This window comes from Clostridium polynesiense (genome assembly GCF_000820705.1).
In the GTDB taxonomy this organism is placed as follows: Bacteria; Bacillota; Clostridia; order Clostridiales; family Clostridiaceae; genus Clostridium_AA; species Clostridium_AA polynesiense.
The window spans coordinates 1-5,557 of the sequence record NZ_CCXI01000081.1 but is presented as its reverse complement, the minus strand read 5'-3'; the positions used below and the strand labels follow the sequence as shown (position 1 = coordinate 5,557).

Genomic DNA, 5,557 nt, shown 5'->3' with positions numbered 1-5,557 from the left:
ATAGGAACTATAGCTAAGCAGTATGAAGATAAGCTTATAAATGATTTTAATCTTACAATTTCAGATGGATATTTAGAAATAATAAGTAGAGATAATCAAGATACCTACTTTTTTGTTTTAGTGACAAAAGAGATGGAAGAGCCTGCTGAAGATGTTTTGAAGAATTATGGATTTACCAATTTTGCTTTAATCTATGATGATAAGCCTTCTGAATTAATAAAGAAGTTTAGAAAAAATATTGATGAAATCCATGAGGAAGAAATTAAGATAGGAAAAGAAATTGAAGGTTATAAGGATAAATTATCTGAGTTAGAGGTTGCATATGAATATTATAATAACAAGCTCACCAGAATAAAGGCTTCAAGCAATTTCTTAAAAACAAATAATGTGGTTACAATTGTTGGATGGGTACCGGTAGAAAATAACAGTCAGCTGGAAGAACATATAAAAAATGCTTTGGGAGAAGAGTATCATCTGACTTTTGAAGAAGCTACAGAAGATGAAGTGGAGGATATACCTATTAAACTGAGAAATAACCGTTTTGCTTCATCCTTTGAAGGCATAGTGGAAATGTATAGCCTGCCCCTTTATAAGGAGGTGGATCCAACTCCTATATTAGCGGTGTTCTACTTCCTGTTCTTTGGAATGATGCTGTCCGATGCCGGTTATGGGCTTATTATGGTAGCTGCATCTCTCGTAGCTATGAAACTTATAAAGGATCCTGATAAAAAGAAGAACTTTAAGCTGTTCTTTTATGCTGGAATATCTACTGTAATTTGGGGAGCTATATATGGAGGATGGTTCGGAGATTTATTTAAAACATATTTTGAAATAAACATTCCTTATTTGATAGATCCTCCTCAAAACATAACTCAAATATTAGTTATGTCAGTAGTATTTGGACTATTGCATATATACATGGGATTAGGCATAAAAGGCTATTCATTAATAAAAAATGGTCAGTTTATGGATGCTGTATATGATGTAGGTACCTGGTATGCTACCTTAACAGGAGCTATACTTATGTTTATAGGCTTTGCTGGAATTGGAAAAGTACTTCTAATTCTTGGAGTGGTTGGACTTCTGTTGACACAAGGAAGAAGCTACCCTACACTGCCTGCAAAAATAGGCTGGGGGATTTACGGAGTTTATGGAATAACAGGATATCTGGGAGATATCGTATCGTACTCCAGGCTGCTGGCTTTAGGTCTTGCTACTGGCTTTATAGCCAACGCACTAAACCTGATAGTGAATTTGGTGCCTAAACCTTTTGGTTACATAGTGGCTCCGCTGCTGTTTATACCGCTCCATACCTTTAACCTCTTGGTTAATGCTTTGGGTTCTTATGTTCACGCTGCAAGGCTGCAGTATCTTGAATTCTTTAACAAATTCTATGAAGGCGGAGGTAAAAAATTTGTGCCTTATAAGCTTTCTGATGAATATATAAAAATAACAAAATAGTTGGGAGGAAATTAAAATGACATTTATAGAATGGTTAATCAATAACAACGGAGGTTTAATTTTTGCACTTTTAGGAGCAGCTTTAGCTACTGGATTGGCAGGAATAGGGTCTGCGCAGGGAATAGGAATAGTTGGTGAAGCAGCGTCAGGACTTATGACAGAAGAACCGGAAAAATTCGGTAAGACATTTATTCTTGTAGCTCTTCCAGGTACACAGGGATTATACGGTTTCGTTATAACTCTTATGATTTTGTTAAATATAGGAATATTGGGCGGAAGCACACCTGATTTATATAAAGGATTTGCTTATTTCATGGCTGCAATGCCAATAGCGTTAACCGGTTGGAGATCTGCTATTGCACAGGGAAAAGCTGCTGCAGCAGGGGTTCAAATCTTAGCTAAAAAGCCTAATGATGTTATGAAAGGTGTTATATACGCTGTTATGGTTGAGACATATGCTCTGTTAGGCTTCGTTGCTTCCTTATTCATGGTATTAAACATAAAATAGTTTGGGGTGTTGCCTAAATGTCAAATTTAAATAATATTACAAATAAGATACTTTCAGATGCTAAGCAGAAGAGTGAAGAAATCATTAAAGAGAGTCGTGAAGAGGAAGAAAAAATAATAGAAAAAATGATACAGGAAGCCAGAATAATAGAAACTGAAATTCTGGAAAGAGCTAAGAGAGAAAGTGCTACTAAGAAGGAAAGAATTATTTCTAATTCACAGCTTAAGGTTAGAAATGAAAAATTAGAGGCAAAACAAAAAATCATAGATAAAGTATTTGAAAAAGCAGTAGAAGAATTAAATAACATGTCAATAGAAGCTTTTAATGATTATTTAGTGGAAAGAATTAAGACAATGGACATCTCAGGAGATGAAACGTTGATTTTAAGCAGCAGCTACTTAAACTCCTTATCTGAGAGTAAGAAAAAGAAATCAGGAAGCAACTTTGTAGAAATGGTAAAAGAAAAGCTTCATTTAGACGAGTTACAGCCTGAAATCATAAATAGAATTAACTCAGAGTTAACTTCTATAGGTAAAAAAGGAGATATCAAATTAAGCCCTGAGGGAAGAGATTTTAAAGGCGGATTTGTTCTGGAAAAGAACGGAGTTCTCATAAATAATACCTTTGAAGCTCTGGTAAGAAGTTTAAGGGACGAACTTGAGTATGATATTGCTAAAGTGCTTTTTGAATAAGGAGGGATAGCCATGGATAAGATGCTGTTCAATCAGGTAATCCCACGACTCAGAGTTCTTGAAACTAGACTTTTGGATAAATCAAAGCTGGATAGGATGATCGATGCAGATTCAGCAAAGGAAGCTTTAAAGGTACTTCAGGAAAGTGAATATGCAGTGCATTTAAGCGATATAAAAAGAGCGGAAGACTATGAGATTATCCTAAGAGATGAGCTGATTCGAGTATATGATATGTTTTATCATATGATTCCTGTAAAGTCAGTGGTAGATTTCATGAGTTTGAAATATGATTATCACAATTTAAAGGTAATGATTAAAGAAAAGATACTGGATACAGACTTATCATATCTATATATACCGGTAGGCACAATAGATACAAATAAGCTTAAATTTTATTTAGATTCTGAGTATTACAGGGACTTAGCTCCTACAATGCGCAGGGCTTTAGAAACTGCTTTAGAGGATTACAGCATTTCTAAGGATCCTCAGAATATAGATATTATTTTGGACAGATATCTTTTTGAACATATGTATGATTTAGTAAAAACCATTGATGATAGGTCCTTGGAAAAATATCTAAAAATGCTAATAGATCTTACAAATATAAAGACTCTTTTAAGAATAAAAGGTCAAAATAAGAGCAGAGAATTTTTAAACAAGACTATTATACCCAGCGGTAATTTAGATAACGAAAGATTAAATAACCTATATGGAGATTCAGTTGAAAATATATCAGGGAGGTTATCCTTTACTGATTATGAAAGTATTATAAGAACTGGTCTTGAGGAATACTCTATTACCGGGTCATTGGGTAAGCTGGAAAAGAATATAGATAATTTTCTTATGGATTTTATGAAAAAAGCCAAATACGTTACATTTGGAATAGAACCTATTATTGCATATCTTTACGCTAAAGAAAATGAAATAAAATTAATAAGAATAATAATGGTTGGAAAATTAAATAACGTGCCTCCTGAGGTTATTAGAGAAAGGCTGCGTGATAATTATGCATAAGATTGGAGTAGTAGGAGATAAAGATTCTGTTTTAGCTTTTAAAGCTCTAGGTATAGAAGTTTTTCCTGTAGTGGAAACAGAGGAAGCTAGAAAGACCATAGATAGGCTTGCTCTTACAGGGTATGCTGTAATTTTTGTTACAGAACAAGTAGCAAAGGACTTGGATGAAACCATTGAAAGATATAACAGACAGCTGCTGCCTGCAGTAATTTTAATTCCTAGCAATCAGGGCACTCTAAATATTGGAATGCAGAGAATCAGTGACAACGTGGAAAAGGCTGTAGGAGTAAATATATTGGCAGAGTAAACTTGATTGTATAATTTTTTTAAACTTCACTGATAGTTTTTATAGGAAGGTAGGTTAGATAAATTGAAAACCGGTAAAATAATAAAAGTTTCAGGTCCTCTTGTTGTTGCAGAGGGGATGGATGAAGCTAATATATATGACGTTTGTAAAGTTGGACCACAGGGTCTTATCGGTGAAATAATTGAAATGAGAGGCGACAAAGCCTCTATTCAGGTATATGAAGAAACTTCCGGAATAGGACCGGGAGATCCAGTATATACCACCGGTGAACCTTTAAGCGTTGAGCTGGCACCAGGACTTATTGAATCCATGTTTGACGGAATTCAAAGACCTTTAAACGCTTATATGGAAGCGGCTCAAAGCAATTTTTTGAAAAAAGGGATTGAAGTTAAATCTTTAAACAGAGATAAAAAGTGGGATTTCCAGGCTGTACTTAAGGAAGGAGATAAGGTATCTCCTGGAACTGTGATAGGTACTGTTCAGGAAACCTCAGTAGTAAAACATATGATTATGATTCCTCAGGGAATTAACGGAGTTGTCAAGGAAATAAAGAGCGGAAGCTTTACTATAGAAGAAATAGTATGTACAGTTTCTACAGACAGCGGAATAAAAGAAATATCGATGCTGCAGAAATGGCCAGTTAGAACCGGAAGACCATATAAGACTAAGTTAACCCCTGAAGCTCCTATGGTTACAGGTCAAAGGGTAATAGATACATTCTTCCCTGTAGTAAAAGGAGGTGCCGCAGCGGTTCCCGGACCTTTTGGTGCTGGAAAAACAGTTGTACAGCATCAGATTGCAAAGTGGGGAGATACTGAAATAGTTGTATATGTAGGATGTGGAGAACGTGGTAATGAAATGACAGACGTTCTTAACGAATTCCCTGAATTAAAAGATCCTAAAACAGGGGAATCTTTAATGAAGAGGACAGTGCTAATAGCTAATACCTCCAATATGCCCGTGGCAGCTAGAGAAGCATCTATATATACAGGTATTACCATTGCTGAATACTTTAGAGATATGGGATATTCAGTAGCAATTATGGCTGATTCCACTTCAAGATGGGCAGAGGCTCTTAGAGAAATGTCAGGAAGACTTGAAGAAATGCCTGGAGACGAAGGATATCCAGCATATTTAGGTTCAAGGCTTGCAGAGTTCTATGAAAGAGCAGGTAAAGTGGTTTGTCTAGGAGAAGAAGGAAGAGTTGGTGCTGTAACAGCTATAGGAGCTGTATCACCTCCAGGAGGAGATATTTCTGAGCCGGTATCTCAGGCGACTTTAAGAATTGTTAAAGTTTTCTGGGGATTGGATTCTCAGCTGGCTTACAAAAGACACTTCCCATCCATTAACTGGTTAAACTCTTATTCTCTGTATCTTGACAGAATTGGGGAATGGATGGATAAAGAAGTAGCTTCGGATTGGACAGAATTAACCACAGAAGCTATGGCATTATTACAGGAAGAGGCTAACTTAGAGGAAATTGCTAGGCTTGTGGGTATAGATGCATTATCCGAATCAGACAGACTAAAATTAGAAGTTGCAAAATCCTTAAGAGAAGACTATCTTCAGCAGAAT

General features: G+C 35.7%; 6 protein-coding genes. All 6 read left to right on the top strand.

What is annotated here, in order from left to right; translation table 11 throughout:
- Nucleotides 1–1,461 (top strand): V-type ATP synthase subunit I (locus TA89_RS07420; protein WP_040212210.1); only part of this gene is annotated, 1,461 nt, incomplete at its 5' end.
- A gap of 16 nt (nucleotides 1,462–1,477) precedes the next feature.
- Nucleotides 1,478–1,969, top strand: coding sequence for a V-type ATP synthase subunit K (locus tag TA89_RS07415; RefSeq protein WP_040212209.1), 492 nt, complete (start codon nucleotides 1,478–1,480; stop codon nucleotides 1,967–1,969).
- Between the two features lie 17 nt (nucleotides 1,970–1,986).
- Nucleotides 1,987–2,661: a V-type ATP synthase subunit E gene (locus TA89_RS07410; RefSeq protein ID WP_040212208.1), complete on the top strand. Its 675-nt coding sequence runs from the start codon at nucleotides 1,987–1,989 to the stop codon at nucleotides 2,659–2,661.
- 12 nt (nucleotides 2,662–2,673) lie between these two features.
- The gene (locus tag TA89_RS07405; protein WP_040212207.1) at nucleotides 2,674–3,675 is read left to right on the top strand and encodes a V-type ATP synthase subunit C; all 1,002 of its coding nucleotides are present in this window, start codon (nucleotides 2,674–2,676) and stop codon (nucleotides 3,673–3,675) included.
- The gene (locus tag TA89_RS07400) at nucleotides 3,668–3,982 is read left to right on the top strand and encodes a V-type ATP synthase subunit F (protein WP_040212212.1); all 315 of its coding nucleotides are present in this window, start codon (nucleotides 3,668–3,670) and stop codon (nucleotides 3,980–3,982) included. Before TA89_RS07405 ends, TA89_RS07400 begins: the two co-directional genes overlap by 8 nt.
- Before the next feature lie 63 nt (nucleotides 3,983–4,045).
- A partial coding sequence (locus TA89_RS07395; protein WP_040212206.1) for a V-type ATP synthase subunit A occupies nucleotides 4,046–5,557 on the top strand: 1,512 nt, incomplete at its 3' end.

Bases quoted from the DNA above. Each gene is read 5' to 3' on its own strand.
- TA89_RS07410 (WP_040212208.1), top strand. From the start codon at position 1,987: ATGTCAAATTTAAATAATATTACAAATAAGATACTTTCAGATGCTAAG.
- TA89_RS07405 (WP_040212207.1), top strand. From the start codon at position 2,674: ATGGATAAGATGCTGTTCAATCAGGTAATCCCACGACTCAGAGTTCTT.
- TA89_RS07400 (WP_040212212.1), top strand. From the start codon at position 3,668: ATGCATAAGATTGGAGTAGTAGGAGATAAAGATTCTGTTTTAGCTTTT.
- TA89_RS07415 (WP_040212209.1), top strand. From the start codon at position 1,478: ATGACATTTATAGAATGGTTAATCAATAACAACGGAGGTTTAATTTTT.